The following is a 24955-nucleotide window of genomic DNA, read 5'->3' on the forward strand; positions in this document are numbered from 1 at the left end:
GGCGTCGCGGGACTCACTCCGCGCGGGAGAAGCGGACCCGGCGGCGCGCCGGGTCCGCCTCCTCCAGCCGCACCTTGACCTGCTCGCCGAGCGGCAGCCCCTCCCCGTCGCAGCGGCCGAACACGGGCGGCGCCACCAGTTGGACGCGCCCGCCGGTGCGGTCGCCGTTGACGTCCACGACCACCGCGTCGAACACGTCCCCGACGTGGTCGCGCAGGAGGAGCGCCTCGACCAGGTCGACGCAGGCGTGGTCGATGTCGGCGCCCCGGCGCAGCGCCCGCTGCATCGCCTCGGGCAGCTCCGGCAGCGCCTCCCGCGCCCAGCCCGGGACGGGGCGGCCGGCCGCCAGGGCCAGGCACACCTCCGTGGCGTACCGGTCGGCCAGCCGCCGGATCGGCGCGGTGACGTGCGCGTACGGGGCGGCGACGGCGGCGTGCACGGCCTGCTCGGGCGGCGTCCCGTCGAACGCGGTGTAGCCGGCGCCGCGCATCAGCCCGGCCGCGTCGTGCAGGAACGCCGCGTGCCGGGGCAGCGCCGGGTCCAGGGCGCGGACGATGTCGCCGTACGAGGCGTCCCCCGGCCAGGACACGCCGAGCGCGCGGGCGGCCAGCCGCAGCCGCTCGACGGCCTCGGCGGGCGCGGGCGCCATGGTGCGCAGCAGCCCGACGCCGCCGTCCAGCATCAGCCGGGCCGCGGCACGCCCGGTCAGCAGCGAGATCTGCGCATTCCACGCCTCGGTCGCGAGGTCGCCGCGCAGCTTCAGCGCCCAGCCGCCGCCCGCGTGCACGACCTCCTGCTCGGGCAGCGGCAGGCTCACGCCGCCGCGTGCGGCCTCCGCCGCGATGAGCCGCTCGCCGATCTCGCCGAGCAGCGCGATCCGCGGGTCGCCGCCGTCGCGCCGGGCGGTGGCGTAGTCGAGCCGGGCGCGGCTGCGGACCACGGCGCGCCGCACGTCGACGCCGGTGATCCGCCCGGCGTCGTCGATGTCGATCGTCCAGGCCACGGCCGGGCGCTCCCGGCCGGGCAGCAGGCTCGCGCTGCCCTCCGAGAGCGGGCGGGGGTGCAGCGGCGCGTTCGCGTCCGGCAGGTACAGCGTCACGCCCCGGGCGCGGGCCTCGGTGTCGAGCGCGCCGCCCGGGCGGACGAACCCGGCCACGTCCGCGATCGCGTACCGCACCCGGTGCCCCGATCCGCGCCGCTCCAGGTGCATCGCCTGGTCGAGGTCGAGCGAGCCGGGCGGGTCGAGGGTGAAGAAGGGGACGTCGCGCAGGTCGACGCGGCCGTTGGACGGGGGCGCGGACGCGGCGGCCTCGGCGAGGGCGGCGGGCGGGAACGCGCCGGGCACCGAGAACTCGGCGCGGATCCGGTCGAGCCCCGCGCGGACCTCGGCGTCGGCCTGGGCGGTACGCAGTCGCAGCGGTCGGCGCGGCACACAACCGAGCGTACGGGACGAATCCGTCGATCTCTCTGTGAATCTACAATGTAAAGGCGTCGTCCGGCCGCCGGCGGTCCGGCCGCCGGACGCTCACTCCTCGGAGGAGTCCGCGAACGCGCGCAGCCCCGCCGGGTCCTCCACGGTGACCCTGCGCCAGCCGGTGCTGACCAGCCCCTCGCGCCGCAGCGCGGACAGCGCCCGCGCCACGGTCTCCCGGGAGGCGTCCATCCAGCTGCCGAGCTCCTCCTGGGACAGCGGCGGCGCGATCGCGATCGGCCCGCCGCCGACCGGCGGGGCGTGCCGGGCCGACAGGTCGGCCAGGTCCGCCAGCAGGATCGCCAGCCGCCGCGCGCCCTGCGCCGACACGTGCGCCCGCAGCCTGCGGTCCGCGTCGTCGAGCCGCCGCACGAACGTGCCGCTGACCAGCCGCCACGCGCGCGGATGGGCGTCCAGGAAGGCGGTGAACCGGGTCGCCGGGACGATCAGCGCCCGGACGTGGTCGAGCGCCTGCACGGTCGCCGACCGCTCGCGGCGGCCGAGCACCGCGCTCTCGCAGACCAGGTCGCCGGGCCCGCGCACGGCGAGCACGACCGCGCGGCCGTCCTCGCCGGCGCAGGTGACCTTCGCCCAGCCCGACTCGATGACGATGATGTGGTCGGAGTCGTCGCCCTGGTAGCACAGGGGCGCCCTCGGCTGGTAGCTCCGGGTCCGCCCGGCGTTCCGCAGCGCCGCGCGCTCCGGTGCGTCCAGGGCGTCCCAGAATCCTCCGCCGGGGTCGGCGGCGAGGCCGCCGCGGGTTCCGGTCCGCTCGCTCACGGCACGTCCGTCTCAGGTCCGGGGCTCGGATGAACCGGTACCCACGGCAATTGGGGGGAGTGGGGCGTTGAGGCCCAAGTGCCGCGGGTACCGGTCGCCTGCATGTGCCAATGAGAACCCCTCACTGTTCCGCATGCTGCACGCCGGAGACCGCGCCGTCTGTGTCATCCGACACTCTCGGCGCAAATTGCAGCGGAAAAGGGGCGGTTCAGCGGGAGAGCGCGTTCAGCAGGCGGTTGACGGGGCTGGACAGGTTCCAGGTGTCGGCCAGCTCCACGAGGGCCTCTGCGTCGCGCGGCTCGGCGGGCAGCCGGTCGTCCAGGCCCGCCAGCTCGGGGGCGTCGATGTCGGTGACGACCCGCACCACCGTCTCGGCGGCGGCCAGGTAGTCGCGGGCCGCCTCCATCCGGCGGCGCGCGCCCGCCGGGAAGCCCTCGTCGGTGCCCGCGTCCAGCGCCGCGAGGATCCCGTCGACCGACCCGAACCGGGTGACGAGCGCGGCGGCGGTCTTGTCGCCGACGCCGGGCACGCCGGGCAGCCCGTCGCTCGGGTCGCCGCGGAGCGTGGCGTAGTCGCCGTAGCCGCGGCCCGGGATGCCGTACTTGGCCGCGACCTCCTTCTCGCCCATCACCTGCAGGTTCCGGATCCCCCGGGCGGTGTACAGGACGGTGACGGGACCGCGGTCGTCGACGAGCTGGAACAGGTCGCGGTCGCCCGTCACGATGTCGACCGGCCCGTCCTTCGCGCCCCGTACCGCGAGCGTGCCGATCACGTCGTCGGCCTCGTAGCCGGGAACGCCCGCGCGGGCCAGCCCGACGGCGTCCAGGACCCGGTCGATGAGCGGGAGCTGGGCCTCCAGCGCGTCGGGCGTCTGGTCGCCGCCGTCCTCGGCGACCCGGTGCGCCTTGTAGGAGGGCAGCGCCTCCACCCGGAACGCCGGCCGCCAGTCGGCGTCCATGCAGCAGACGAGCCGGTCCGGGCGCCGGTCCTGGACGAGCCGGGCGATCATGTCGATCAGCCCGCGCACGGCGTTCACCGGCGTCCCGTCCGGCGCCGTCACCGACTCGGGGACCCCGAAGAAGGCGCGGAAGTACAACGACGGCGTGTCCAGCAGCATCAGCCCGCTCATGGGCCACATGCTGCCACGCGGGCCGGGTCGGCGGCGCCCGGACGCCCCTGGGATCCTGGTACCGGCCACTGGAGAGGATCGAACATATGGAGACGGATGTGACAACGGAGTTGTATCCGCGCGAGCGCGTCGGCCTGGTGCGCGAGGCGACGGCGAAGGCGGGCCTCGGGGCCGTGCTGCTGACACCCGGCCCGGACCTGCGGTACGTCACCGGGTACGACGCCAAGCAGCTGGAGCGGCTCACCTGCCTGGTGGTCCCGGCCGACGGCGAGCCGTTCCTGGTCGTCCCGAGGCTGGAGCTGCCCGCCGCCCAGGAGTCGCCGGCGGGCTCGCTCGGGCTGGAGCTGGTGCCGTGGGACGAGACCGACGACCCGTACGCGCTGGTGGCCGACCGCCTCCCGCGGGACGTGGGGACCGTCGGTCTGGCCGACCGGATGTGGGCGGTGATGGCGCTGCGGTTCCGCGGCGCGATGCCCGGCGCCGAGCAGACCGCGGCCGGGGCCGTGCTGCGGGAGCTGCGGATGCGCAAGAGCGCGGCCGAGGTCGCCGCGCTGCGGGAGGCGGGGGAGGCGATCGACCGCGTGCACCGCCTGGTCCCCGGCCTCCTGAAGGCCGGCCGGACCGAGCGCGAGGTCGGCCGCGACATCGCCGACGCGATCATCGCCGAGGGGCACGCCCAGGTCGACTTCGTCATCGTCGGCTCGGGTCCGAACGGCGCGAACCCGCACGCCGAGCTGTCGGACCGGGTCATCCGGCCCGGCGAGCCCGTCGTGGTCGACATCGGCGGGACGATGCCGAGCGGCTACTGCTCGGACTCGACCCGCAACTACTGCGTGGGCGAGCCGCCCGCCGACTACCAGGCGTACTTCGCGGTGCTGCTGGAGGCGCAGCGGGCCTCGTGCGAGGCCGTGCGCCCGGGGGCCACGCCGGAGGCGGTGGACGCGGCGGGCCGCGACATCATCGCCGCCGCCGGGCACGGCGAGCACTTCTTCCACCGCACCGGCCACGGCATCGGACTGGAGTCGCACGAGGAGCCCTACATCGTCGCCGGCAACCGCGAGCCGCTGGAGCCGGGAATGGCGTTCTCGATCGAGCCGGGCATTTACCCGGGGCCGCACGGCGCCCGCATCGAGGACATCGTCGTGTGCACCGAGGACGGCTACGAGCCGATGAACACCACCGAGCGCGGGCTGGTGGTCGTGGACTGACACCGGTCCCGGACGCGCCGGGACGCCTCGACGGGCACGTGGGCATGAACGGGTTCTGGTTCATGCCCACGTGTCATTTTCGGTCGTCTCAAATTGAGGCGGAAACGGCCCGGTAACGATCTCTGCACCAAATGCTCCGGACCGTACGCTGCCGGTTGCGGTCCGGGCGTCCGGCCCTGTACCTCCTTGTTGCACTGTTACGCGGGGGTAAACGAAATTCCTCCGCATCAACGTGCCGTGACGAAGAGGAGACGCCGTGGCAGAGGTCGACCTGACCAGCGTCGGGAAGGTCTATCCCGACGGCACGCGGGCCGTGACCGACCTGAACCTCCACATCGCCGACGGGGAGTTCCTCGTCCTGGTGGGCCCGTCGGGCTGCGGCAAGACGACCGCGCTGCGGATGGTCGCCGGGCTGGAGGAGATCTCCGAGGGCGAGGTCACGATCGGCGGCCGGGTCGTCAACCGGGTGCCGTCCCGGGACCGCGACGTCGCGATGGTGTTCCAGAGCTACGCCCTCTACCCGCACCTGTCGGTGCGCGACAACATCGGCTTCGGGCTGTCGCTGCGCAAGCTGCCGAAGTCCGAGATCCGGGAGAAGGTCGACAAGGCCGCGCGGACCCTCGGCCTGACCGACTACCTGGACAAGAAGCCCCGCAACCTCTCGGGCGGGCAGCGGCAGCGCGTCGCGATGGGCCGCGCGATCGTCCGCGAGCCGCAGGCCTTCCTGATGGACGAGCCGCTGTCCAACCTCGACGCCAAGCTGCGCGTCCAGATGCGCGCCGAGATCGCGCGCATCCAGCGCGACCTCGGCGTCACCACCATCTACGTCACCCACGACCAGACCGAGGCGATGACGCTCGGCGACCGGGTCGCGGTGATGAAGAAGGGGCGGCTGCAGCAGGTCGCCGCGCCGCAGGAGCTCTACGACCGGCCGGCGAACCTGTTCGTCGCCGGATTCATCGGCTCACCGGCCATGAACCTGATCCAGGGCACGCTGTCCGGCGACGCGGCGAACCCGCGCCTGGAGATCGGCGGCCAGACCCTGACGCTCCCGGCCGAGGTGCTGACCGAGCGCCCGGCCCTGGCGTCCCACCTCGGGAGCGACGTCGTCGTCGGCATCCGGCCCGAGGACATGGAGGACTCCGAGCTCGTGGAGACGCCCGAGGGGTCCGGGCTCACCTCCACCGCCGACCTCGTGGAGGCGATGGGCTCGGACGTGCTGGTGCACTTCGCGATCGAGGCGTCCCAGGTCGTCACCGAGGACACCAAGGAGCTCGCGCGCGACGCGGGGACCGACGTGCTGGGGCACCTGGAGAAGCCCCGCACGGACCTGGTCGCGCGGTTCAGCCCGCGCACCCGCGTGAAGGTGGGCGACCCGGTGACGATCCGCGTCGACACCGGCCGCCTGCACTTCTTCGATATCGAGACGGGCGCGTCGATCTGGGGACCAGGCGACGCCGCTCCGGCCAGGGAGGATGAGGAATGACGGTCAGCTTTGCCGGCGGGGGGACCTCCCCCCGCACCCCCCGATCCGGCTTCGGCCGGCGGGTGACGGGAGCCGCCGTCGCGGCGGGCCTGCTGCTGTCGGCGGCCGCCGCGTGCGGCGGCGACGACAAGGGCGACGACTCCGGGCCCGCGGGCGGGGGTGAGCTGAAGGGCACCACCATCGAGGTCGCGGCCAAGTGGACCGGTCCGGAGGAGGCGAACTTCCGCAAGGTCCTGCAGGCGTTCGAGAAGAAGACCGGGGCGAAGGTCAACTACGCCTCCACCGGTGAGAACACCGACGCCTACCTCGGCCCGCGCATCGAGGCCAAGAACCCGCCGGACGTGGCGATCCTGCCGCAGCCGGGCCTGATGCAGCAGTACGCCGGCAAGGGCGCGCTGAAGCCCCTCGCCGACGACGTGGTGACGCAGGTCGGCCAGAACTTCGCGCCGTACTGGAAGGAGCTCGGCTCCTCCGACGGCAAGACCTACGGCGTCATCGTCAAGGCCGCCTACAAGTCGATCCTCTGGTACCGGCCGGAGGCGCTCGACGAGGCCGGCGTCCAGCCGCCCGCGGCGTGGGCCGACCTGACCAAGGCGGCGGGCACGCTGCAGGACGCGGGCACCACCCCGTTCACGCTCGCCGCGGGGCCGCAGGACTCCTGGACGCTGACCGACTGGTTCGAGAACGTCTACCTGTCGCAGGCCGGGCCGGAGAACTACGACAAGCTCGCCAAGCACGAGATCAAGTGGACCGACCCCAGCGTGGGCAAGGCGCTGGAGACGCTCGCCGAGATCTGGGGCAAGGGCGACTACCTGAACGGCGGCGTCGCGACCGCGACCAAGACCAAGTTCGACGAGTCGGTCACCCAGGTGTTCGGCCAGCAGAAGGCCGCCATGGTGTACGGCGGCGACTTCGCCGCCGCCAACATCGCCACCACCAAGGCCAAGGTCGGCACGGACGCCAAGGTGTTCGCCTTCCCGAAGGCCGGCGACACCGCCCCGGCGATCCTCGGCGGCGACGTCGCGGTCGCGCTGAAGGACGGCAAGGGCGCGCAGGAGCTCATGAAGTACCTCGCCTCGCCCGAGGCGGGCACGGTGTGGGCCGGGCTCGGCGGCTACCTGACGCCGAACAAGAACGTCAAGCCCGACGCCTACTCCGACCCGATCGCCAAGCAGCTGGTCACCCAGCTCCAGCAGTCCGGCGACGCCGCCCGCTACGACATGTCCGACCTGGCGCCCGCCGCGTTCGGCGCGACCCCCGGCAAGGGCGAGTGGGAGGCGCTGCGCCAGTTCGTGCAGAACCCGACCGACGTCAAGGGCACGCAGGCCAAGCTCGAGGCCGAGGCGGCCAAGGCGTACAAGTAGGGCCCACAAGTAGGGAACCCCTGAATGAAGGCTCCGAATGAGGAGGTGCCGCCGGCCGCGACGGCCGGCGGCGCCGCCGCCGTCGCCGCTCCGGCCGCCCCCCAGGGCCGCCGCGGGGCGCGCGAGCGGCTGACCCCGCCCTCGTGGCTGGCCCTGATGTTCCTGCTGCCGGCGCTGCTGCTGCTCGGCTTCCTGGTCGTCTACCCGATCGTCTACTCGGTGATCCGCAGTTTCTTCGACGCCTCGGGCGGCTCGTTCGTCGGCGTCGACAACTACACCGGGATCTTCAAGGGGCACGACAACCTCGTGGCGGTGCGCAACACCGCGATCTGGGTCGTCGTGGCGCCGACCGTGGTGACGATCGTGGGCCTCCTGTTCGCCGTCCTCACCGAGCGGATCCGGTGGGCGACGGTGTTCAAGCTCGTGGTGTTCATGCCCATGGCGATCTCCTTCCTCGCCTCCGGCGTGATCTTCCGGCTGGTGTACCAGCAGGACCCGGACAAGGGCGTGGCGAACGCGGCGATGGTCGCGATCCACGACATGTTCCGGCAGGACACCACCTACCCGGGCGCCGCGCCCCGCGGCGGCGGGAGCGCACCGGTCCGACAGGAGGGCGGCGCCGTGGTCACGGTGCGGCCCGTCTCGGCCGGGCAGAGCGCGCTCGTCCCGCTGCTGAGGGTCAAGCCCGAGTACCTGCCGAAGTCAGCCGAGCCCGCCGCGCAGCCCCCGGCAGCCAAGCCGGGCCAGCTGACCGGCACGGTCTGGTTCGACTTCACCCGGGGCGGCGGCGGGCAGCAGAACGCCCCGAACTCCGGTGAGTCCGGCCTGCCGGGCATCCGGGTCGAGGCGGTCCAGGGCGGCAAGGTGGTCGCCAAGGCGACCACGGAGGCCGACGGCACGTTCACGATGAAGAAGGTGCCGGACGGGGCGTACACGATCCGGCTGCCCAAGGACAACTTCACCACCGCTTACCAGGGCGCCGAGTGGCTGGGCGACACCCTCATCACCCCGGCGATCATCGTGTCGTACCTGTGGGTGTGGTCGGGCTTCGCGATGGTGCTGATCGCCGCGGGGCTCGCCGCCATCCCGCGCGACGCGCTGGAGGCGGCGCGGGTGGACGGCGCCACCGAGTGGCAGGTGTTCCGGCGGGTGACGATCCCGCTCCTCGCGCCCGTCCTGATGGTGGTGCTGGTGACGCTCGTCATCAACGTCCTGAAGGTCTTCGACCTCGTCTACATCATCGGCGGCGGCGATCCGAACGCCAGCGTGCTGGCCCTGCAGATGTGGACCGAGTCGTTCGGCGGCGGCAACGACCAGGGCTCCGGCAGCGCCATCGCGGTGCTGCTGTTCCTGCTCGTGCTGCCCGCCATGCTGTTCAACGTCCGGCGAATGCGGCAGGAGCGCAAATGAGCACCGCGGAGAAGGACGCCCCGGCGCCCTCCGGGGCCGGCGGCGGCAACGGCGCGGCGGGAGCGCCGCGCCGGGGTGTGGCCGCCCGCGTCGTAGGGAAGGTCGGGGGGACCGCCGCCCAGGCGCTGCTGGTCCTGATCGCGGTGTTCTGGCTGGTGCCGACCCTCGGCCTGCTGGTCGCCTCGCTGCGCTCCAACGAGGACAACAACGCCGACGGCTGGTGGAACGTGTTCGCCAAGCCGGCGCAGCTGACGACCGAGTCCTACAGCGCGCTGCTGGACAAGGGCGACTTCGTCGACTCGTTCTGGAACACGGTGCTGATCACCGTTCCGGCGACGCTGCTGGTGGTCGCGATCGCCTCGCTGGCCGCCTACGCGTTCGCCTGGATGGAGTTCCCCGGACGGGACTGGCTGTTCCTGCTCGTCGTGGCGCTGCTGGTGGTGCCGATCCAGGTCGCGCTGATCCCGGTCGCCAAGCTCTACGGCAAGATCGAGTTCGGCGGGTTCCAGATGTTCGGCTCGGTCACCGGCGTGGTGCTGTTCCACGTCGCGTTCGGGCTGCCGTTCGCCATCTTCCTGCTCCGCAACTTCTTCGCGGCGATCCCCCGGGACCTGCTGGAGGCGGCGCGGATGGACGGCGGCTCGGAGTGGACGATCTTCCGCCGGGTGATCTTCCCGCTGGGCGGTCCGGCGATCGCCTCGCTGGGCATCTTCCAGTTCCTGTGGGTGTGGAACGACCTGCTGGTCGCGCTGGTGTTCGCCGACACCGAGTCGCAGCCGATGACCAAGTGGCTGCAGTCGCAGATGCGGCAGTTCACCGGCAACATCGACATCCTCGCGCCCGGCGCGTTCCTGTCGCTGGTCGTCCCGCTGGCGGTCTTCTTCGCCTTCCAGCGCTACTTCGTCCAGGGAGTCCTCGCGGGCTCGGTGAAGTGACCTCCGGGGACGAGACGGTCCCCCGCGCGACGGTGCCCACGGCCTCTCCGAGGCCGTGGGCACCGATCTGTTCCGGCGCATCATTGTGGGGGAACGATCCCCCACACCCCCTGGTGCGCTTCGCGCTTGTGAGGGTCAGCCGGACTTGCTCAGGTCCGCGGCGCCGTGCGCCCCGGCGACGCCCGGGTGCCCGATGGCCAGGCCGCTGGACGGGTCGAAGAAGTGCAGGCGGCGCGTGTCCACGGCGAGGTCCACGTCCTGCCCCGGGCGCACGTGCGAGCGGGAGTTGACGCGGGCCGTCCACAGCGCCTTGTTCTCGATCAGCGGGATCGCCATGTCGCCCTCGCCCTCGGCGGCGTCCTCGGCGAGGTCGGCGGTGTCCTTGTGCTCGACCGGCGGCGCGTCGATCGTGAAGATCACGTTGATCTCGCTGCCGAGCTCCTCGGTGACGCTGCTGCGCACCGCCATCGGCGCCCAGCCGGTCTGGGCGTGCGCGGCGTCCTCGAAGTCCGACGGGCGGACGCCGAGGATGATCTTGCGGCCGAGGTAGTCGCGCAGGCCCGGCCTGCCGTCCAGGACGGCCGCCGGGACGGGCAGCGTGTAGCCGGCGAAGGAGACCCGCGCCCCGCCGTCGCCGGTGTCGAGGTCGGCGAGCACGAAGTTCATCGCCGGCGAGCCGATGAACCCGGCCACGAACAGGTTGACGGGGTTGTCGAACAGCCGCTGCGGGGTGTCGACCTGCTGCAGCTTGCCCTCGCGCAGCACGCACACCCGCGACCCCAGCGTCATCGCCTCGACCTGGTCGTGGGTGACGTACACGGTGGTGACGCCGAGCCGCTCGTGCAGCTGGCTGAGGGAGGCGCGCATGGACACGCGGAGCTTGGCGTCGAGGTTGGACAGCGGCTCGTCCATCAGGAACGCCTGCGGCTGGCGGACGATGGCGCGGCCCATCGCGACGCGCTGGCGCTGGCCGCCCGACAGCGCGGCCGGCTTGCGGGACAGGTACTGCTCGAGCCCCAGCATCTTGGCGGCGTCGCGGACCTTCTGCTTGATCTCCGCCTTCGGCGTGCCGCGCAGCTTGAGGCCGAACGCGAGGTTCTGCTCCACCGTCATGTGCGGGTAGAGGGCGTAGTTCTGGAAGACCATCGCGATGTCGCGGTCCTTCGGCGCGAGGTCGTTGACGACCTGGTCGCCGATGGAGATCTTCCCGCCGCTGATCTCCTCCAGGCCGGCGATCATCCGCAGCGCGGTGGACTTGCCGCAGCCGGACGGCCCGACCAGCACCATGAACTCCCCGTCGCGGATCTCCAGGTCGAGCCCGTCGACGGCTTTGACGCCGCCGCCGTACACCTTGTCGACCCGGTCCAGCACGATCTTGGCCATCCGAACCCCTTGTGGAAACGTTTCCGCCGTTCCCCTGTCGAGCAGGGGATATGTCGTAATGGCTGGAGTAAACATCATGGAATCGTTTCCAGGGGAGACTCATCGTGAGAAGATGATCGAAACGGTCGAGAGGGGCGGGGCGGTCATGGCGGAGCGGCGGTCGGCGACGATCAAGGACGTGGCCGCGGCGGCGGGCGTCGGCATCGCCACCGTCTCGCGGGTGTTCTCCGGGACGGGCTCGGCGAGCGCCGCGACCCGCGAACGGGTGCTGGCGGCGGCCCGCGAGCTGGACTACCGGCCGAGCGCCCTCGGCCGGGGGCTGAAGCTGCGCCGCAGCGGCGGCATCGGCCTGGTCGTCCCCGACGTCACCGACCCGTTCTGCGCCGAGCTGGTCGCGGGCGTGCTGGCCTGCGCCCGCACCCTCGGCGAGCACGTCATCGTGGACGCCGCGCACGGCGACCCGGCCCGCGAGGCCGAGATCGTCGACCGGCTCGTCGAGCAGCGGGTCGACGGGATCATCGCGCTGCCCGCGGGGGACCAGGCCGACTGGCGCGCCGCGGCCCGGGTGTGCTCCAGCGTCGTGTTCGCCGACCGCGTCCTGCCCGGGCTGCCGGACGTCCCGTCCGTCCTCGCCGACGACGCGGGCGGCGTCCGGTCCCTCGCGGAGTACCTCGTCGGGCTCGGGCACCGCCGCATCGGGTTCCTCGGCGGGGCGCCGGGCCGCCCGCCGGGGGTGCGCGAGCGCGCGTTCCGCGAGACCCTGGCCCAGCTGGGGGTGCCCGTGGAGGAGGACCTGATCGTGGCCGCCCGGCCCGCCCGCGACGCCGCCTACGCCGCCGCCGCCGGGCTGCTGCAGCGCCGCGCGGACGCCACCGCCGTGCTGGCCGCCGGCCACCTGCTCGGCGAGGCCGCCGTGCTGGTCGCCCGCGAGCTGGACCTGCGGGTGCCCGCCGACGTGTCCATCGCCATGATGGACGACGTCGCGTGGGCCGAGCTGTGCGACCCGCCGCTCACCGCCGTGGCCAGGCCCGGCCACGACATCGGCTACCGCGCCTGCGAGCTGCTGCTGCGCGAGCCCGCCCGGCGCGGCCGCGGAGGCCCGGTCCTGCTGCCGACGGAGCTGGTGGTGCGCGGCAGCTGCGGACCGCTGCGCACCGTGCGCCGCTGACCTTCGCCCCTCACCGGGGCCCGCCGGGGCCTCGGCCCCGGCGGGCAAGGCCGATCCGTGATCCCATGCGGGCCCGCGCACCGGCTCCGGCGCGCTAGATTTCCCGCGTGGAGGAGATCGATCGTCAGATCATGGCGCTGCTGGCCGACGACGGGCGGATGAGTTTCACCGACCTGGCCAAGGAGACGGGGCTGTCGGTGTCGGCGGTGCACCAGCGCGTCCGGCGGCTGCAGAAGCGCGGCGTCATCACCGGCTTCGCCGCGCAGCTCGACACCCGGCAGATCGGCCTGCCGCTGACCGCGTTCGTGTCGATCAAACCGATCGACCCGGCCGCCCCCGACGACGCCCCCGAGCGGCTGGCGCATCTCCAGGCGATCGAGGCGTGCCACTCGGTGGCGGGCGACGAGAGCTACATCCTCAAGGTCCGGGTCGCCTCCCCGAACGAGCTGGAGGACCTGCTCCAGAAGATCCGCGCCGCCGCGAACGTCGCGACGCGCACCACGGTCGTCCTCAGCACCCCCTGGGAGGCGCGGCGCCCGCCCCTGTAGTCAGGCCCCGGGTGCGAACGCCTCCAGCGCCTCCTGGGCGCGCTCCAGCGACGCCTCCGGGTCGGCGTCCGGCCCGGTGATCTCGGGATCGAAGTTCAGGTCGACGAACAGCTCGGTGACGCCCTGCCGCGCGAGCGCCCCGAAGTCGCCGCGGATCTCCTCGTAGGAGCCGGTGAGCGGGCGCCTGCCCTCCCGGCCCGCGGGCCGGATCCGGACCGCGCCCCGGCACACGAACCGCAGCGCGGACGCGTCCCGGCCGGCCCCCTCGGCGGCTTCCCGCACGATGTCGATGGAGCGCCCGATCGCGGCGAGGTCGGCGCGGCTGGAGCTGACCCAGCCCTCCGCCATCCGGCCGGCGCGCCGCAGCGCGGGCTCGGCGCCGCCGCCCAGCAGGATCGGCGGACCGGACGGCTGGAGCGGCCGCGGGTCCATGGTCACCGGCGGGATGTCGTAGAACTCGCCGCGGAACCGCGCCGCGTCCCCGGGCCCGCCCGCCCACAGGGCGCGCAGCGCGCCGATGAACTCCTCCGCGCGGGCCCCGCGCCGCTCCATCGGGGCGCCGACCGCGGCGAACTCCTCGGGCATCCAGCCGATCCCGAGGCCGAGGTCCAGGCGCCCGCCGCTGACGTGGTCGAGGGTGGCGGCCTGCTTGGCCAGGATCGGCGGCGCGTAGAACGGCAGGTTCACGACCGCGACGCCCAGGCGGGCGCGGGTGGTGTGGGCGGCGAGGTAGGCCAGGGTGATCAGGGGGTCGGGGACGTTGCGGTAGGTGAGGTCCCGCGACCCGGCGGGGTTGAGGACCCGCTGGAGCGTCCACAGCGAGCGGTAGCCGAGCTCCTCGGCCCGCCGCGCCACCGCCACCTGGTTGCGCGGGGTCGCCCACGCGCCCGACCCCGGAACCGCGAACCCGATCTCCACGGCGTCCCCCTTACCCATTCCGGCGCGACCTTACAACGTCAAGGGCCGCGGCGGAAAGCGACGCGCAGGGCCTCGTGGGCGGACGGCGCGGCGCCGACGTGGTCGAGGGCGAGGAGCGCGGCGCCGAGGAGCGGAGGGTCCTCGGGGACGAGCAGGCGCGCGCGGGGGGCGAGGGCGGCGTAGCGGTCCGCGACCGCGTCCATCAGAAGGGGGCGGCGGGCGGCCAGGACGCCGCCGCCGAGGACGACGTCGGCGGGGGAGTGCAGCAGGTCCAGGCGGCGCAGGGCGACCGAGCCGAGGACCGCCACCTCCTCGGCGAGCCGGAGCACCGTGCCGCGCGCCGCCGCGTCGCCGGCCTCGGCGGCGTCGAGCAGGACGGGGGCGAGGCCGGTGAGGCGGCCCTGGTCGATCTCGCCGAGGTGGAGGGCGAGGCCGACGTCGACGGCGCGGGGCACGCCGAAGTGGGCGGCGACCGCGGCGGTCAGCGCCGTCTCCGGTCCCCGTCCGTCCTCGCCGCGGACGGCGTGCCACAGGGCCGCGCGGCCCAGTTCCGCGCCGCCGCCCCAGTCGCCGGTGTGGGGGCCGAGGGACGGGAACCGGGCGGTGCGCCCGTCGGGGGCGACACCTGCGCAGTTGATGCCGGCGCCGCACACCACCGCGACGCCCCAGCCCTCGGTGGCGGCGCTGCGCAGCAGCGCGAACGTGTCGTTTCCGACGGTCACGCTCGGGGCGGCGCCCCGGGCGAGCAGGAGCTTCTCCAGGCGCTCCTCCTCGCCCGGCAGGTCGACGTTGGCCATGTAGGCGGCGAGGTGGACGACGTCGCCGGCCGCGGCCCCGGCCTTCCGCAGCGCGCCGCCGAGGTCCGCCGTCAACGCGTCCAGCGCGGCGTCGAGACCCGCGGTCTGCGGGCGGAAGCCCGCGCCGCGCACGGTGGCGAGCAACTCCCCGGCGGTGGTGGCGACGGCCGCGTCGGTCTTGCTGTTGCCGCCGTCGACGGCGACGAGGACGCCCGCCCCCATCAGGCGGCCCACGGCAGGTGGGCGCGGTTGGCGGCGACGAGGTCGCGGGCGAGGCGCTCGGCCGTCTCGATCCGCCCCACGAGCGGGTGCGCGAGCAGCGCGGTGGTGACGCGTTCGAGGCCGCCGCGCAGGGCGGCGTCCAGGGCCAGCTCCTCGTACGCCGCCACGTGCGCGATCAGCCCGGCGAACAGCGGCTCCATGGGCGGGACGGGCAGCGGCACCGCCCCGGAGGCGGTGATCCGCGCCGGGACCTCGACGACCGCGCGGTCGTCCAGGAACGGCAGCGTGCGGTGGTTGCGCACGTTGACGACCTGGGCGTCGCCGCGCCCGCCCAGCAGCGACGCGGCCAGCCGCACGGCGGCCTCGGAGTAGAACGCGCCGCCGCGCTCGGCGAGCCGGGCGGGCTTGGTGTCCAGGGAGGGGTCGGCGTAGGCCTCCAGGAGGTCGCGTTCGAGCGCGGCGACCTCCTCGGCCCGCGACGGCGCGCCGCGCTGCTCCCGGACGACGCGGTCGTGCTCGTAGAAGTAGCGCAGGTAGTAGGACGGGACGGCGCCGAGGGCCCGCAGGAAGGGGGCGGGAAGGCCGGAGACCGCGGCGAGCTCGGCGGGGTGCCGGTCGAGCAGGTCCGGCAGGACGTCGCGTCCGTCGAGCAGGACCGACCGCACCCACGTGAGGTGGTTGAGGCCGGCGTGGCCGAGGCCCACCCGGTCCGGCGGGACGTCCAGCAGCGCCGCGGCGCGCCGCTGGAACCCGATCGCGACGTTGCACAGGCCGACCGCGCGGTGCCCGGCGTCCAGCAGGGCGCGGGTGACGATGCCGACCGGGTTGGTGAAGTCGATGATCCAGGCGCGCGGGGCGCGGGCGGCGACGCGCGCGGCGATGTCCAGCACGACCGGGACGGTGCGCAGCGCCTTGGCGAGGCCGCCGGCGCCGGTCGTCTCCTGCCCGACGCAGCCGCAGGCCAGCGGCAGCGTCTCGTCGAGGCGGCGGGCCGCCTGCCCGCCGACGCGCAGCTGGAGCAGGACGACCGTCGCGTCCGCGACCGCCTCGTCCAGGTCGCCGGTGGTGACGACCCGGGCGGGGTGGCCGGCGCGGGAGAGCATCCGCGCGGCGAGCCCGCCGACGAGCTCCAGCCGCCGGGCGTCGGGGTCGGCCAGCACCAGCTCCGACACCGGCAGCGCCGCGTGCGCCCGCGCGAGGCCGTCCACCAGCTCCGGTGTGTAGGTGGACCCGCCCCCGATGACCGTGAGCTTCACCCCTTCACCCCCGCCAGGGTCACGCCCTGGACGAACACGCGCTGGGCGAGGAAGAACACCACCAGCACCGGCAGGATCGTCAGCAGCGTCGCGGCCATGGTGAGGTTCCACTCGACGTGGTGGGCGGCGCGGAACGTGGCGACGCCGATGGCCAGCGTCCAGTGGTCGGGGTCGGCGTAGACCAGCGGCCGGAAGTAGTCGTTCCAGCAGTAGAAGAACTGGAACAGCGCCACCGCGGCCAGGGCGGGCTTCGCCATGGGCAGGACGACCCGCAGCATCGTGCGCAGCTCGCCGCAGCCGTCCACGCGGGCGGCGTCGGCGTACTCGCGGGGGATCGTCACCAGGAACTGGCGGAGCAGGAAGATGGAGAACGCGTCCCCGAACAGCTGCGGGATGATCAGCGGCCACAGGGTGCCGGTCAACCCGAGGCGGGCCCAGACGATGTACAGCGGCACCATGGTGACCTGCGGCGGCAGCATCATCGCCGAGACCACCACGACGAGCGCGAGGCCCCGCCCGCGGAACCGGAAGCGGGCCAGCGCGTAGGCCACCGGGACGCTGGAGACCAGCATGAACAGCGTCGACAGCCCCGCGTACACGGTGCTGTTGACGGTCCAGCGGACCATGTCGCCGCCGAACACCTCGGCGAAGTTGCCGAACCGCCAGTCGCGCGGCCACAGGTCGCCGCCGAGCGCCTGCCGGTCGGTCATCACGGCGGTCAGCGCGATGAACGCCAGCGGTGCCAGGAACATCACGCCGATGGCGACGGCGGTCGCGTGCACGGCGAGCCACAGCAGCGCCCGGCGGGCGCGCCCTCCCCGGGTCATCCCGCCTCCTCTCCGGCGAACGCGCGGAACCTGCGGAGCAGGACCACGGTGAACGCCATCGCGGTGGCGAACATGACCAGCGCCAGCACGCACGCGTAGCCCATGTTGAACTGGCGGAACCCCTGGTCGTACAGCCACTGCGGGAACGTCAGCGTGGAGCCGTCGGGGTAGCCGGGGGAGTACTGGACGCCGGGCAGGTCGGCGCGCCCGGATGCGACCTTGCCCGCCACCATCGGCTGCGTGAAGTACTGCAGCGTCTCGATGACGCCGGTGACGGCGGAGAACGCCAGGACGGGGGACACGGTCGGCAGCGTGATGTGCCGGAACCGGGCCCAGGCGCCGGCGCCGTCGATCGCGGCCGCCTCGTACAGCGACGCGGGCACGTTCAGCAGCGCGGCCAGCATGATGATCATGACGTCGCCGACCGCCCACAGCCCGAGCAGGGTCAGGCCGGGCTTGGCCCAGCCGGGGTCGTTGAAGAAGTCGGGCAGCGGGATCCCGAGCCGCGCGGAGACCGTCGGTAAGGGGCCGGTGCCGGGGTTCAGCAGGAACACGAACGCGACCGTGGCCGAGACCGGCGGCACGAGGTAGGGCAGGTAGAGGATCGAGCGCAGCACGCCCGCGCCCCGCTTGATCCTGGTGAGCAGCTGGGCGGCGCCGAGGCCGAACAGCACCCGCAGCGGGACGAGCACGGCGACCAGCCACAGCGTGTTGCGCATCGCCGTGCGGGCGTCGCGGTCGTGCAGCAGGTAGGTGTAGTTGTCCAGCCCCGCGTACTCCAGGGTGAACAGGTTGTAGCGGGTGAAGGAGAAGTAGACGGTGGCGGCGAGGGGGTAGGCGAAGAACAGGCCGAACCCGGCGAGCCAGGGGGACAGGAACGCCAGGACCCGGAGCCGCCGGCGCAGCCGCGCCCGCGCCGCCGTCCCGCCCCGCGCTCCGGTGAGCGGGAGGCGAAGTGATCCGGATGCCACGGTCAGCCTCCGGCGAGCTTGAGGGAGTCGTCGACCTCGCCGTCGAGCCTCTCCAGCGCCGCGCCGAGGTCCTTCACCTTGCCGGGCTCCCACTCGTCCTGGACGAACTTCTCGAACCGGACGACGTAGTCGTTGCCGTTCGGGGTCGGCGGCGTTGTGGAGCTGTGCGGGTTCCGGAAGACGTCGAGGAACGTCCGGAACTGCGGCGGCAGCCTCAGCCCCGGCGACGACAGCGCCGGGATCGTGGAGGGCACGTTGCCGAGCGCGTTGGCGAACGTGACCAGAGCGCCGGTGTCCGTGGTGAGGTACCGGACGAACTCCCATGCGGCCGGGGCGTGCCTGGCGCCGCGCGGGACGCCGATGACGGTTCCGGTGACGAACCCGCCGCCGTAGGCGCTCGCGCGCTCGTCGGAGACGGGGACGGGCGCCGTGCCGTAGTCGAGCCTCGGCGCCTCCTCCTGGATGAACCTGGTGCGCCACTCGCCGTCCACGGCCATCGCCGTCCTCCCCTTCTGGAACGGGTTGGACGACTCGAACTCCTGGCCCATCGAGCGCAGGAACTTCTTGACGTTGCCGTAGCCGTACCAGTCGATGAGGCTCTTGTTCCACTTCAGGTAGGCCTGGAAGGCGGGGTCGCCGGAGAAGTCGGCCCTGCCGTCACGGGTCAGCCATGTGACGCCGAACTGGGGCGCCAGGTGCTGGACCTGGTGCTCGTAGTACTGGACGGACGGTAGGAATCCCGCGACCTTGATGGTCCCGTCGGGGTCGCGGACGGTGAGCTTCTTGGCCAGGCGGGTCAGCTCGCCCATCGTCCTGGGCGGCTGCTCGCCCTTCATGAGCTTCTTGTTGTAGTAGAGGCCGTAGGCGTCGGCCAGCAGCGGCATCGCGCAGCGGGTGCCCTTGTACTCGGTGTAGCTGCGCACCGCCGGCGGGAACTGGCCCAGGTCCAGCCTGGACTTGGCGATGTAGGGCGCGAGGTTCTGCCAGGCGCCGCTCCGGCACCACTGCCCGACGCTGTCGGTGGTGAAGGACGACACCACGTCCGGGGGGTTCCCGCCGCGGATGGCGTTGGTGATGCGGTCGTCGGTCTGGCCGTTGACCAGCTTGACGGTGATGTTGGGGTGGGCCCTGTTGAAGCCGGCCACGGCGTCCTGGAAGGCCTTCACCTCGTGCGGGGCGCTCCAGCCGTGCCAGACCTCGATGGTCTGCCTCTCGTCGGACGCCGGGCCCTTGCCCGACGGGTCGCCGCCGGCCGTGCACGCGGTCGCGAGGCCGAGCCCGGCGGCGGCCGTGGCCGCCGCGAGCCGGCGCGTTGTGGTGGGGGGCACTCCGGTTCTCCTTAGGGGTGGGGAACGGCGTGGTAGGAGGAGGGCGCGGTCGGGGCCGGTGGGTCAGGGGACGGTGGTGGTGAAGACCTCGTCTCGGGTCTCCCGGAGCGCCTGCTGGAGCGCCCCGGCCAGGACGGGGTTGCCCTGGACGGTGCTGAGCCGCACCTCGGGGCGCGGGATCGTGAGGCTGTGCAGGTGCTGTTCGATGCGCGCGCGGAGCGGTTCCCCGCCGGCGAGCAGGACGTCGCCGGTGAGGACGACGAGCGCGGGGTCGACGACCGCGACGACGGTGGCGAGCGTGGCGCCGAGCCTGGTGGCGAGCTCGGTGAGGGCGCGTTCCGCGCGGGCGCCCGCGCCGGTGGCGGTGCGCCTGCCCTCGGTCTCCACGTCGGCGGCGGCGCGGCCGAGCGCGGCGGCGGCGTCCCGGCCGCGGAAGCCGTGCTCGCGCATCAGCCTCAGCACGGCCGCGCCGCCGGTGAGGCTGTGCACGCCGCCGGTGCGGGTGCGGCGCACGTCCCGCATGAGCGGGGCGCCTGCGGCGGGCATGTAGCCGATCTCGCCGGCGCCGCCGGTCGCGCCCCGGTGCAGCGTCCCGTTCAGCACGACGGCCATCCCGACGCCGTCGGCGACCCACAGCAGGACGAAGTCCGCCGCGCCCGCGGCCCGCCCGCCGGACCGCTCGGCGAGCGCGGCGAGGTTGACGTCGTTCTCGATCGCGACGCGGACGCCGAGCCCGCCGCTCAGCGTCTCCACCAGGTCGGGGATGTGCCAGCCGGGGATGTGCGAGGCGTACCCGAGGCGGCCGGTGGCGGGGTCGACGGCGCCCTGGATGCCGATGACGGCCCGGTCGAGGCGGTCCCGGGTGAGCCCGGCCGCGGCGGCGGCCCCGTCGAGCGCGGCGGCCATCCGGGCGACGACGTCCACGCCGGTGCGTCCGGGGGTCGGCAGCGTGTGCTCGCCGACGACCGTCCCGGCGAGGTCGGCGACGCTGGCGCGGATCCGCGCAGGGGTGACGTCGGCGCCCGCCACGTGGGCGGCGGCGCCGTTGATCCGGTACAGCTCGGCGGTGCGGCCGGGCAGGCCCTCGCGGACGCCGTCGCGGACGACGAGCCCGGCCTGCTCCAGCCGGGCGAGCAGCTGGGAGGCGGTCGGCTTGGAGATGCCGGTGAGGTCGGAGATCTGCGGGCGGGTCAGCGGCCCCCGGGCCAGCAGCGCCTCCAGGGCCGCGCGGTCGTTGATCGCCCGCAGCAGGCTGGGGGTTCCGGGGACGGGCGCGGACACGGCGGCTCCTCCAAATTAGGAAAGTTTCCTAACTTGAAGGAAAAGTAAGGACTCTTAACGGATACGTCAAGGGCCGGGGCCGGTCACGGCCGCCGTGAACCGCCCGCTATCGAGGCGCAGGCCGACTGCGGCGAGGTGAGGGGGATCAGGGCGCGGTGACGATGAAGGCGGAGTTGCCGAAGCCGATCTCGTCGCCGGGACGGACGCGGGCCGGGCCGGTCAGCCGGTACCCGTTGACCCGGGTCCCGTTCATCGAGCCGAGGTCGGAGACCATCCAGCCCTCGTCCGCGCGGTAGATCTCGGCGTGGAACCGGGAGACGGTGAGGTCGGTGAGGATGAACTGGCAGGCGGGGGCGCGGCCGACGACGATGCGGCCGAGCTCGCGCGGGGGCAGCATGAACCGGGGCAGCCGCGGCGCCCGCCACGCCGCCTCGATCCGCGCGGTCGCCTGCGAGACCGAGGAGATCAGGCCGGTCAGCCGGTTCATGACGCGGTTGGAGGCCGGCAGGTCGTGCACGATGTCGGCCAGTTCGGCCTTGCTGCGCGCCTGCAGCACCTGGTCGACGCGCCGCTCGAACGTCTCGTCCGACATCCGGCCCTCGGCCACGCGGTCGCTGAGGACGCGCAGCACCCGGTCCCGCTCCGTGTCCGACGCTCTCACCGGGAATGAGGGCTGACCGTCCATAGCTGTGAGTATCCAGTCCCCATCGTCGGCTGTCCAGAAAGGCCCGTCGGGCCGAGGACGGGCGATCGGCCTCACCCGCCCTCCACCTTTTCGACGCCGCCCCGCCCCCGGAAGTTCGCGGACGGGGCGGCGGCGTGCGGACGCCGGGCCTTGTCGGCCGGGGGGCTCAGCGCGACAGCAGGTCGCGGGCGATGTGGGTGATCTGGATCTCGTCGGTGCCGGCGTAGATCTGGAAGGACTTGGCGTCGCGGGCGAGCTGCTCCACGCGGTACTCGCTCATGTAGCCGTTGCCGCCGAACAGCTGCACGGCCTCCTGCGCGACCTCGCTGGCGGCCTGCGCGGCGTACAGCTTCATCGCCGACGCCTCGGCGAGGGTGGGGGTGCGTCCGGCGCGCTGCATCTCGATGTGCCGGAACACCAGGTTCTGCACGTTGAGGCGCGCGACCTCCATCTTCGCCAGCTTCAGCTGGATGAGCTGGAAGTCGCCGATGCGCTGGCCCCACAGCTCGCGGGTCTTGGCGTACTCGACCGAGAGCTTCAGGCACTCCTCGATGACGCCGAGGGCCATCGCGGCGACGCCGGCGCGCTCGGTGACGAAGTTCTGCCGGGCCGACTCCTTGCCGCCCTGCGCGCCGGAGGACAGGAGCCGGTCGGCTCCCGCGCGCACGTCGTTGAGGAACAGCTCGCCGGTGGGGGAGGAGTGCAGCCCCATCTTGCGCAGCGGCTTGCTCTGCTCCAGGCCCGGCATGCCCCGGTCGAGGACGAAGGTGAGGATCTCGCGGTTGCGGGGGTCCTCGCCCTGGTCGAGCTTGCAGTAGAAGACGATCGTGTCGGCGTAGGGGCCGTTGGTGATGAAGGTCTTGCTGCCGTTGAGGACGTACTCGTCGCCGTCCTTGCGCGCGGTGGCCTGCATCCCGCCGAACGCGTCGGACCCGGAGTTCGGCTCGGTGATCGCCCAGGCGCCGACCTTCTCCATGGTGAGCAGCGGGAGCGCCCAGCGCTCCTTCTGCTCGGGGGTGCCGCGCTTCATGATCGTCCCGGCGGCGAGGCCGAGCCCGACGCCCATCGCCGAGACCAGGCCGGGCGCGACCTTGCACAGCTCGATGACCGGGATCATCGACATCGCCGCGCTGCCGCCGCCGGCCCGCTCGCCGTCGGAGCCGGCGGCGCCGCCCTCGCGCTCCTTGGCCAGCCGGGACTGGAAGGACGAGCGGGCCATCTCGTCCATCCCGAACGTCTTGTAGAGGCTGCGGAGCAGATCGTAGGGCGGCAGCTCGCCCGACTCCAGCGCGTCCAGGTTCGGGCGGACCTCCGCGTCGATCCAGCCGCGCACCGCGTCCCGGATCATCAGGTCTTCCTCGGACCACTCGATCATGCTCTGCCCCGCCCTCTCGACTCCTGCCGCGTAACGGGGCCCATCAAAGCAGAGTCTGAAAGCGAACGCTTATCGCGGGTCCGCTAACCGAGACGGACGACGTCGGCGAGGACGCCGCCGTCCGCCGTGAGCCGGTCGGGGGAGGGGCTGTCGTACACGACGAGGATGCGGGTGCCCGGCTCGTCCAGCACGGCGATGCCCTCGGCGTGGTCGTCGCCGTCGCCGTGGGGCAGCTCGCCCAGCACCTCGAGCTCCTCGGCCGTGACGATCTCGCCGGCGTCGGCGCGGGCCGCGCCCGGCCACCGCACGAGCCGCACCGGGCCGTCCAGGTCCATGCTCGGCCCGGTGAGGACGAGCAGGTCGTCGCCGTGCGGGCACAGGTCGCGCACGCCGAGGCCGCCGAGGTCCAGGAAGTGGGTGCGGTAGGGCTCGCCGTCGTCGCCGACGGGCAGCGCCTGCAGGCGTCTCGGGTCCCGGGGGTGCGGGGCGGGGCGGATCTCCACCAGCACCGCCCAGCCGCGCAGCACCGGCCCGCGGAGCCCGATGTAGAGGCGGTCGCCGTGCACGGCGACGCCCTCGATGTCCAGGCCGTTGTCCTTGCTCGGGATGGGCAGGAACGGGGCGAGGTGCGGGTCGTCGGCCAGCAGGTCGGCGATGGAGTCCTTGTCCAGGCCGAGCACGGCCGCGGTGCGGTCCCCGTCGTCGCGGACGGCGCGGGGCAGCCCGTCGTCGCCGGTGACCAGGGGGATGCGGGCGAGGATGTAGCGGTTGTCCTCCCGCACGACGGTCGCCAGGCGCTTGCGCGCCTTGGCGTCGCCGTTGCCCGGCTTGATCTTCTTGCGCTTGAGGCTGTGCGAGCCGATCGCCCACAGCCATCCGTCGGCCCGGGCGAGGCCCTCGATGTCGGCCTCCTCGTCGGGGCCGGCCGGCAGCGGGACGAGGTCGGCGAGCGCGACCGTGACCTGCCCGTCGTAGCCGGTGACGCGCCCGTCGTCGTCCGTGACGGCGGTGAGCCGCTCGATGGTGGCGGTCTCGTCGCCCGCCACCCACAGGCAGCGGCCGTCCTGGCGCACGGCGGAAAGGTTGGTGTGCGTCTCGGCCTCACGGCTCTCCTGGTCGAAGCGCAGCTCGACCCGGCGTTCCACGATCATTGGGGAATGCTCCCACAGGGCCGCGACCTGTGGCGACGCGGGGGAACGGTCCACAACCGGCCCTCAGGCCTCCCAGCGGACGTCCAGCCGCGGCGGCTTGCGGAAGACCAGCCCGCGCGGGCGGGCGGGCCGGGACGGATCGAGCCGGAGCCCGGGCAGGCGGTCCAGCAGCGCGGTGAGCGCGGTGCGGGCCTCCAGCCGGGCCAGGTGCGCGCCGAAGCAGAAGTGGGGTCCGTGCGCGAACGCCAGGTGCTCGGCGGCGTTGCGGCGCCGCACGTCGTAGCGGTCGGGGTCGGGGAACACCGAGGGGTCGCGGCCCGCTCCGGCGATCGAGACCCGCACGAGGTCGCCGGCCCGGACGTCCGCATCGCCGAGCCGGGCGTCGCGGGTGGCGTACCGGTCGACGACCGAGGCCGCGGGCTCCAGCCGCAGGGACTCCTCGATCGCGGCGGGCAGCAGGCCCGGGTCGTCCCGGACGAGCCGGAGCTGGTCGGGGTGCCCGAGCAGGTGCAGCGCCGCGTTGGCGATCATGCCCTCGGTGGTGTCGATGCCGCCGAACATCAGGATCGCGGCGTTCGCGACGACCTCGGGGGCGCGCAGGCCCCGGCCGGCGGCCTCGGCCAGCAGCGACCCCGGCCGGGCCGCGTCGACCGCCTCCCGGACCGCCGCGCCCAGCAGCCGGTACGCCTCGCCGGCGCGCTCGGGCGCCGCGCCGCCCGCGGTGATGGCGGACACGGCCTCGACGAACGCGCCGTACCAGGAGCGGACGGTGCCGGCGACCACCCCGGACAGGCCGAGGGCCTCGGTGACGACCGCGACGGCGAGCGGCCCGGCCAGCTCGCCGCGCAGCTCGGCGCGGCCCGCCGGCGCCAGCGCGCCGACGAGCCGGTCGGTCTCGGCCTCCACGAACCGGGTGAACCGCTCCCGGGTCCGCGCCGGGCGGAAAGGCCGTGCGAACGCGTCGCGGTGCCGGGTGTGGGCCGGGCCGTCCAGCGACAGCATGCTCGGCCCGACGACCTGGGCGGTGGAGAAGCGCGGATCGTCCACGGTGTAGGTGTCCGCGTCGCGCATGACCTCCAGCGCCGGGCGGCGGGCGGTCACCAGCCAGCCGCCCAGCGCGGGCAGCCAGGTGACGGGTTCGCGCTCGCGCAGCCGGGCCAGGTGCGGGTGCGGGTCGTCCTCCAGGTCGGCGGCCGTCACCGAGGCGCCGAGCGGGAAGCGGGCGGTCAGGTCGAGGCTCACCCGTCCCAGACTATTCCGGC

Annotated in this window: 22 protein-coding genes; 7 read left to right on the forward strand and 15 right to left on the reverse strand. The window is 73.7% G+C overall.

The features are described 5' to 3' along the window. Window positions 1–13: 13 nt before the first annotated feature. The 3 genes from K4S16_RS08370 to K4S16_RS08380 form a co-directional block, all read right to left on the reverse strand. Window positions 14–1432 (reverse strand): RNB domain-containing ribonuclease, encoded by a 1419-nt coding sequence (locus K4S16_RS08370; protein WP_149258286.1) that lies wholly within the window; start codon window positions 1430–1432, stop codon window positions 14–16. 93 nt (window positions 1433–1525) lie between these two features. Beyond that, window positions 1526–2251 (reverse strand): Crp/Fnr family transcriptional regulator, encoded by a 726-nt coding sequence (locus K4S16_RS08375; RefSeq protein WP_149258287.1) that lies wholly within the window; start codon window positions 2249–2251, stop codon window positions 1526–1528. 208 nt (window positions 2252–2459) lie between these two features. Continuing rightward, window positions 2460–3380 carry a 5'-3' exonuclease gene (locus tag K4S16_RS08380; RefSeq protein ID WP_149258288.1) on the reverse strand — a complete coding sequence of 307 codons (921 nt, stop codon included), beginning with the start codon at window positions 3378–3380 and terminating at the stop codon, window positions 2460–2462. Window positions 3381–3466: 86 nt separating this feature from the next. On the opposite strand from K4S16_RS08380, the gene K4S16_RS08385 reads away from it, so the two are divergent. The 5 genes from K4S16_RS08385 (at window position 3467) to K4S16_RS08405 (ending at window position 9783) form a co-directional block, all read left to right on the forward strand. Beyond that, entirely contained in the window at window positions 3467–4588 is a 1122-nt protein-coding gene (locus tag K4S16_RS08385; protein WP_149258289.1) for a Xaa-Pro peptidase family protein, read from the forward strand. A gap of 256 nt (window positions 4589–4844) precedes the next feature. Continuing rightward, the gene (locus K4S16_RS08390) at window positions 4845–6074 is read left to right on the forward strand and encodes an ABC transporter ATP-binding protein (protein ID WP_149258290.1); all 1230 of its coding nucleotides are present in this window, start codon (window positions 4845–4847) and stop codon (window positions 6072–6074) included. Further along, complete coding sequence (locus K4S16_RS08395; protein ID WP_149258291.1) at window positions 6071–7438, forward strand: ABC transporter substrate-binding protein; 1368 nt, start codon at window positions 6071–6073, stop codon at window positions 7436–7438. The genes K4S16_RS08390 and K4S16_RS08395 overlap by 4 nt, the downstream gene beginning before the upstream one ends. Before the next feature lie 24 nt (window positions 7439–7462). After that, entirely contained in the window at window positions 7463–8848 is a 1386-nt protein-coding gene (locus K4S16_RS08400) for a carbohydrate ABC transporter permease (protein ID WP_149258292.1), read from the forward strand. Then, entirely contained in the window at window positions 8845–9783 is a 939-nt protein-coding gene (locus K4S16_RS08405; RefSeq protein ID WP_149258293.1) for a carbohydrate ABC transporter permease, read from the forward strand. The genes K4S16_RS08400 and K4S16_RS08405 overlap by 4 nt, the downstream gene beginning before the upstream one ends. Before the next feature lie 135 nt (window positions 9784–9918). On the opposite strand, the gene K4S16_RS08410 is transcribed toward K4S16_RS08405, so the two are convergent. After that, window positions 9919–11166: an ABC transporter ATP-binding protein gene (locus K4S16_RS08410; protein WP_149258294.1), complete on the reverse strand. Its 1248-nt coding sequence runs from the start codon at window positions 11164–11166 to the stop codon at window positions 9919–9921. Window positions 11167–11278: 112 nt separating this feature from the next. Here K4S16_RS08410 and K4S16_RS08415 point away from each other — a divergent pair, with 112 nt between their 5' ends. Together K4S16_RS08415 and K4S16_RS08420 are read left to right on the forward strand one after the other, a co-directional pair. Then, complete coding sequence (locus K4S16_RS08415) at window positions 11279–12334, forward strand: LacI family DNA-binding transcriptional regulator (protein WP_235036657.1); 1056 nt, start codon at window positions 11279–11281, stop codon at window positions 12332–12334. Between the two features lie 107 nt (window positions 12335–12441). After that, a complete protein-coding gene (locus K4S16_RS08420; RefSeq protein WP_149258295.1) occupies window positions 12442–12882 on the forward strand; it encodes an Lrp/AsnC family transcriptional regulator in 441 nt (146 codons plus the stop codon). Here K4S16_RS08420 and K4S16_RS08425 read toward each other — a convergent pair whose 3' ends face one another. From K4S16_RS08425 to K4S16_RS08475, 11 genes are all read right to left on the reverse strand, one after another. Continuing rightward, window positions 12883–13818, reverse strand: coding sequence for a TIGR03619 family F420-dependent LLM class oxidoreductase (locus K4S16_RS08425; RefSeq protein WP_235036658.1), 936 nt, complete (start codon window positions 13816–13818; stop codon window positions 12883–12885). It lies immediately after the preceding gene. A gap of 20 nt (window positions 13819–13838) precedes the next feature. Continuing rightward, entirely contained in the window at window positions 13839–14819 is a 981-nt protein-coding gene (locus tag K4S16_RS08430) for an N-acetylglucosamine kinase (protein ID WP_149258296.1), read from the reverse strand. Continuing rightward, entirely contained in the window at window positions 14819–16075 is a 1257-nt protein-coding gene (locus K4S16_RS08435; protein ID WP_149258297.1) for a 6-phospho-beta-glucosidase, read from the reverse strand. The genes K4S16_RS08430 and K4S16_RS08435 overlap by 1 nt, the downstream gene beginning before the upstream one ends. Further along, window positions 16072–16902, reverse strand: a complete 831-nt coding sequence (locus tag K4S16_RS08440) for a carbohydrate ABC transporter permease (protein WP_149258298.1) — start codon at window positions 16900–16902, stop codon at window positions 16072–16074. The genes K4S16_RS08435 and K4S16_RS08440 overlap by 4 nt, the downstream gene beginning before the upstream one ends. After that, window positions 16899–17873 carry a carbohydrate ABC transporter permease gene (locus tag K4S16_RS08445; protein ID WP_200841750.1) on the reverse strand — a complete coding sequence of 325 codons (975 nt, stop codon included), beginning with the start codon at window positions 17871–17873 and terminating at the stop codon, window positions 16899–16901. Before K4S16_RS08445 ends, K4S16_RS08440 begins: the two co-directional genes overlap by 4 nt. A 2-nt stretch (window positions 17874–17875) precedes the next feature. Beyond that, window positions 17876–19201, reverse strand: a complete 1326-nt coding sequence (locus K4S16_RS08450) for an ABC transporter substrate-binding protein (protein WP_149258299.1) — start codon at window positions 19199–19201, stop codon at window positions 17876–17878. A 63-nt stretch (window positions 19202–19264) separates the two neighbouring features. Continuing rightward, entirely contained in the window at window positions 19265–20482 is a 1218-nt protein-coding gene (locus K4S16_RS08455) for an ROK family transcriptional regulator (protein WP_149258300.1), read from the reverse strand. A gap of 145 nt (window positions 20483–20627) precedes the next feature. Beyond that, a complete protein-coding gene (locus K4S16_RS08460) occupies window positions 20628–21143 on the reverse strand; it encodes a DUF1707 and FHA domain-containing protein (protein WP_308800786.1) in 516 nt (171 codons plus the stop codon). A gap of 190 nt (window positions 21144–21333) precedes the next feature. Next, complete coding sequence (locus K4S16_RS08465; RefSeq protein WP_149258302.1) at window positions 21334–22542, reverse strand: acyl-CoA dehydrogenase family protein; 1209 nt, start codon at window positions 22540–22542, stop codon at window positions 21334–21336. Window positions 22543–22625: 83 nt separating this feature from the next. Further along, on the reverse strand, window positions 22626–23693 hold the full coding sequence (locus K4S16_RS08470; RefSeq protein WP_149258303.1) for a DUF3616 domain-containing protein: 1068 nt from the start codon (window positions 23691–23693) through the stop codon (window positions 22626–22628). A 63-nt stretch (window positions 23694–23756) separates the two neighbouring features. Further along, window positions 23757–24935, reverse strand: coding sequence for a cytochrome P450 (locus tag K4S16_RS08475; RefSeq protein WP_149258304.1), 1179 nt, complete (start codon window positions 24933–24935; stop codon window positions 23757–23759). Window positions 24936–24955 lie beyond the last annotated feature (20 nt).

The organism is Actinomadura sp. K4S16 (genome assembly GCF_008327685.1).
In the GTDB taxonomy this organism is placed as follows: domain Bacteria; phylum Actinomycetota; class Actinomycetes; order Streptosporangiales; family Streptosporangiaceae; genus Spirillospora.

Excerpts from the sequence above, each read along its gene's own strand:
- K4S16_RS08425 (WP_235036658.1), bottom strand. The coding sequence starts at position 13,818 with ATGGGTAAGGGGGACGCCGTGGAGATCGGGTTCGCGGTTCCGGGGTCG.
- K4S16_RS08410 (WP_149258294.1), bottom strand. The coding sequence starts at position 11,166 with ATGGCCAAGATCGTGCTGGACCGGGTCGACAAGGTGTACGGCGGCGGC.
- K4S16_RS08405 (WP_149258293.1), top strand. The coding sequence starts at position 8,845 with ATGAGCACCGCGGAGAAGGACGCCCCGGCGCCCTCCGGGGCCGGCGGC.
- K4S16_RS08470 (WP_149258303.1), bottom strand. The coding sequence starts at position 23,693 with ATGATCGTGGAACGCCGGGTCGAGCTGCGCTTCGACCAGGAGAGCCGT.
- K4S16_RS08440 (WP_149258298.1), bottom strand. The coding sequence starts at position 16,902 with ATGACCCGGGGAGGGCGCGCCCGCCGGGCGCTGCTGTGGCTCGCCGTG.
- K4S16_RS08395 (WP_149258291.1), top strand. The coding sequence starts at position 6,071 with ATGACGGTCAGCTTTGCCGGCGGGGGGACCTCCCCCCGCACCCCCCGA.
- K4S16_RS08400 (WP_149258292.1), top strand. The coding sequence starts at position 7,463 with ATGAAGGCTCCGAATGAGGAGGTGCCGCCGGCCGCGACGGCCGGCGGC.
- K4S16_RS08385 (WP_149258289.1), top strand. The coding sequence starts at position 3,467 with ATGGAGACGGATGTGACAACGGAGTTGTATCCGCGCGAGCGCGTCGGC.
- K4S16_RS08415 (WP_235036657.1), top strand. The coding sequence starts at position 11,279 with ATGATCGAAACGGTCGAGAGGGGCGGGGCGGTCATGGCGGAGCGGCGG.
- K4S16_RS08380 (WP_149258288.1), bottom strand. The coding sequence starts at position 3,380 with ATGAGCGGGCTGATGCTGCTGGACACGCCGTCGTTGTACTTCCGCGCC.
- K4S16_RS08430 (WP_149258296.1), bottom strand. The coding sequence starts at position 14,819 with ATGGGGGCGGGCGTCCTCGTCGCCGTCGACGGCGGCAACAGCAAGACC.
- K4S16_RS08465 (WP_149258302.1), bottom strand. The coding sequence starts at position 22,542 with ATGATCGAGTGGTCCGAGGAAGACCTGATGATCCGGGACGCGGTGCGC.